The sequence below is a fragment of the Endozoicomonas sp. genome (assembly GCF_051008435.1).
GTDB lineage: Bacteria > Pseudomonadota > Gammaproteobacteria > Pseudomonadales > Endozoicomonadaceae > Endozoicomonas_A.
Window position 1 is genome coordinate 1 of the sequence record NZ_JBPCXO010000001.1, and the last position, 3,796, is coordinate 3,796.

Consider the following 3,796-nt stretch of genomic DNA (forward strand, 5'->3'; position numbering starts at 1 on the left):
TAGGCATATGGCGGGGCGAGATCTTGGTAAACGGGAGCCTACGGAATCACTCAAATCTCATGCTGGGAAATTTGAATTATTGGATGCAACCTGATTGTCAAGTGAGAAAAACTGCAGAATCGAGTAACAGGTAGGGAAATGGCCGGGCTTATACCCGGCTCGCATCATTCAGTGCTTAATGGTCTTAACGCCATCCTCAGCACCCAACAACAAAACGTCAGCAGGGCGCGCAGCAAACAAACCATTGGTTACCACACCCACGATCTGATTTATTTTTTCTTCCAAAGCAACCGCATCGATAATCTTCAGATTCCAGACATCCAGAATGATATTACCATTGTCTGTCATAACTCCTTCACGGTAGGCAGGGTCTCCGCCCAGCTTAACCAGCTCACGGGCAACATGGCTGCGAGCCATTGGAATCACTTCAACAGGCAACGGAAATTCACCTAGCACGTCGACCTTCTTACTGCCATCTGCAATGCAGATAAACTCTTTGGCCACAGCTGCTACGATCTTTTCACGGGTCAGGGCTGCCCCTCCCCCCTTGATCAGATGCATATGCTCATTGGTTTCATCCGCACCATCGATGTAAAAGCGCAGTTCGCTAACGCTATTAAGATCATAAACGGGGACTCCATGCTGTTTCAGACGATCAGCAGACGCTTCTGAACTGGCAACGCAGCCATCAAAACTGTTTCTGTGCTCAGCCAGGGCGTCAATAAAGAAATTAGCGGTGGATCCGGTACCAATACCGATGATCATGTCATCTTCCAGATGAGGGAGAATTCGCTGCAATGCAGCCTCGGCAGTCGCCTTCTTCAGCTCGTCCTGGGTCATGTCTCTACCTTGCGGTCATATACAATGAAGCCGGGGATTATACTCCCAGAAATGATCTCTCGCTGAACTAAATGCCTTATTCCGGAAACCTTTTATCACTTGATCACGATAAAAGATTGTTTCTTGCACACATGGCTGTTTAGAATCGATCGAACCAAGAACAGCTATTGCGAAAGTGAAGTCCCATGCCTCATCAGTACATAAGAAAGATCCTCGAAGCCAAAGTTTATGATGTGGCCATTGAGACTCCTATTCATGAGGCTCCTTTTCTAAGCAAGCGCCTGAATAATGAAGTTTTTCTGAAGCGTGAAGACCTTCAACCGGTTTTTTCATTCAAAATCCGTGGTGCCTATAACAAAATGGCCCAACTTACGGCTGAAGAGAAAGCCCAGGGCGTTACTTGCGCTTCAGCTGGTAATCACGCCCAGGGAGTTGCCCTGGCGGCTAAAACCATGGGGATTGAAGCCGTAATCGTGATGCCCAGTACTACCCCTGAAATCAAATACAAGGCCTGTGAAGCCAGAGGGGCCAAAGTCATCCTGCACGGAGACACCTTCGACCAGGCACTGGCCCATTCACTGAAACTGGTTGAAGAGAAAGGCTATACCTTTCTGCACCCATACGACGACCCATACACCATTGCGGGCCAGGGTACGATTGGTATGGAGATCCTGCGTCAACATACAGGCCAGCTCGATGCGGTTTTTGTGCCTGTAGGCGGCGGCGGTCTGGCAGCAGGTATCGCTACCTACATCAAGTATCTGCGCCCTGAGATCAAAGTCATCGGTGTTGAGTATGAAGAGTCCGCCTGCCTTAAAGCAGCGCTGGAAGCGGATGAACGGGTGGTTCTTCCTCATGTAGGGATTTTTGCCGACGGTATTGCCGTAGCTCAGATTGGTGAAGAAACCTTCAAGCTTTGCCGGGAATACATTGATGAGGTAATCACCGTCAGCTCCGATGAGATCTGCGCCTCTATTAAGGATATCTTTGATGATACCCGCTCTGTCTGCGAGCCCGCTGGTGCGGTAGGACTGGCTGGCTTGAAAAAATATGTCAGTGAAACAGGCGCCAGTGATCAGAAACTGATGGCCATTGCCAGTGGTGCCAATATCAACTTTGATCGGCTTCGTTACGTATCAGAACGCGCTGAACTGGGTGAAAAGCGTGAAGCCATCATTGCTGTCACCATCCCTGAGCAGCCTGGAAGTTTCAAACAATTCTGTGAAACCCTCGGTAAAAGGAACATCACCGAATTCAACTATCGCTTCCATGACCCTAAGAAGGCTCGAATCTTTGTTGGCGTTCAGGTTCATCCTGATGAGATGCCCATTGATAATCTGATCAATGAGCTGAAAGAGAAAGGTTACCCGGTAGATAACCTCACTGAAAATGAAATGGCTAAATTGCATGTCCGTCATATGGTTGGAGGACACAGCAAAGCCGTTAAAGATGAAGTGGTTTATTGCTTTGAGTTCCCGGAACGTCCTGGCGCTCTGCTTAATTTCCTGAACAAACTAGGTGCCCGCTGGAATATCAGTATGTTCCATTACCGGAATCACGGTGCAGCCTATGGTCGTGTGGCAGTGGGCCTCGAAGTACCAGAAATGGAAAGACAGCACATAGCCGGATTCCTGGATGAGCTGGGTTATCATTACTGTGAAGAAACGGACAACAAGGCTTATCAGACATTTCTGGGATAATCACTCCTTCTTGCCCCGGGCTTCTTGCTCGGGGCTTCCCTTTCTTCTCTCCGTTAGCGACTCTCTTTATAGGTACTGGTGGAGAGTCGTATAGACGCCATGGGCACAGGCCAAAAACTCACCGATCAGAAATTTCACATCCAGAAAGCCAGAGCCTTCCTTCCCTGTTCAAGAGAAGTTCCAGAACACTCAGTACTCTCTGAGTGATATAAGCCCAGTCCAAATAGCTTCTGCTAACTCATGTTACGCACTCAGCAAAATCTGCCATGCTTTAGAGCATGAACACAGAGCTGTTTGAGCTGTATAGCGATTACCTGCTATCCTCATTCGGCAAAACGACAGCCACACAGCTGTCATCTTTGCTGGGCGGCGCATACAGCCATGATCAGGTAACACGCCTTCTGTCCTGTAACCACTTCGACAGCAAAACTCTTTGGTACCATGTAAAAGCCATTGTTCGCCAAATAGAGCGCAATGATGGAGTACTGATTGCTGACGATACTATTCAGGAGAAACTCTATAGTGACGAGAACGATCTGATTGCATGGCACTTCGACCACACTTTTGGCCGCTCGGTAAAAGGCATCAATCTTCTAAATTTCGTTTACCATGTCGGTGACATTTCCATTCCGGTCGCCTACAAACTGATAGAAAAACCAATTCAGTATTGTGATGTGAAAACCAAAAAAGTTAAACGCAAGGCTGAAACCACCAAGAACGAAGATTTCCGGGATATACTGAAAGTTTGTTGTAATAATCAGCTCAAATTTCGTTACGTGCTGGCAGATAGCTGGTTCTGCTCTAACGAGAACATGCTGTATATACGACACGAATGCGATAAGCATTTTGTTATGGCTTGCAAGTCAAACCGTAAGGTTTCACTTAGCGAGGAAGATAAGAAGCAGGGACGTTTACAGCGTATAGATACTGTTGACTTCTCAGAAGAAAAGCCCATCAAAGGCTGGATTGCAGGCGTGGATTTCCCCGTCCTGCTGTTTCGGCAGATCTTTACAAACAAAGACGGCAGTAAGGGCATTCTCTATCTGATATGCAGTGATCTTGAGTGTGATGCTGAAGCTTTGAAGGTAATCTACAGAAAAAGGTGGAAAGTTGAAGTCTTCCATAAAACGCTCAAATCCAATGCAGCCATGGCAAAATCACCGAGCCATACCGTTTTGACGCAGAGTAACCATCTATTTATGTCGATATATTCGGCATTTCGTCTTGAGGTTTTGTCTAACAAGCTCAATTTGAAC

At 47.3% G+C, this 3,796-nt stretch carries 3 protein-coding genes; 2 read left to right on the plus strand and 1 reads right to left on the minus strand.

Going from position 1 to position 3,796, the window contains the following annotated elements; translation table 11 throughout:
- Positions 1 to 168: 168 nt before the first annotated feature.
- Positions 169 to 840, minus strand: coding sequence for a ribose-5-phosphate isomerase RpiA (gene rpiA, locus ACR2PX_RS00005; RefSeq protein WP_433997310.1), 672 nt, complete (start codon positions 838 to 840; stop codon positions 169 to 171).
- A gap of 185 nt (positions 841 to 1,025) precedes the next feature.
- On the opposite strand from rpiA, the gene ilvA reads away from it, so the two are divergent.
- A complete protein-coding gene (gene ilvA / locus ACR2PX_RS00010; protein WP_433997311.1) occupies positions 1,026 to 2,540 on the plus strand; it encodes a threonine ammonia-lyase, biosynthetic in 1,515 nt (504 codons plus the stop codon).
- A 278-nt stretch (positions 2,541 to 2,818) separates the two neighbouring features.
- Positions 2,819 to 3,796 (plus strand): IS701 family transposase (locus tag ACR2PX_RS00015; protein WP_433997312.1); only part of this gene is annotated, 978 nt, incomplete at its 3' end.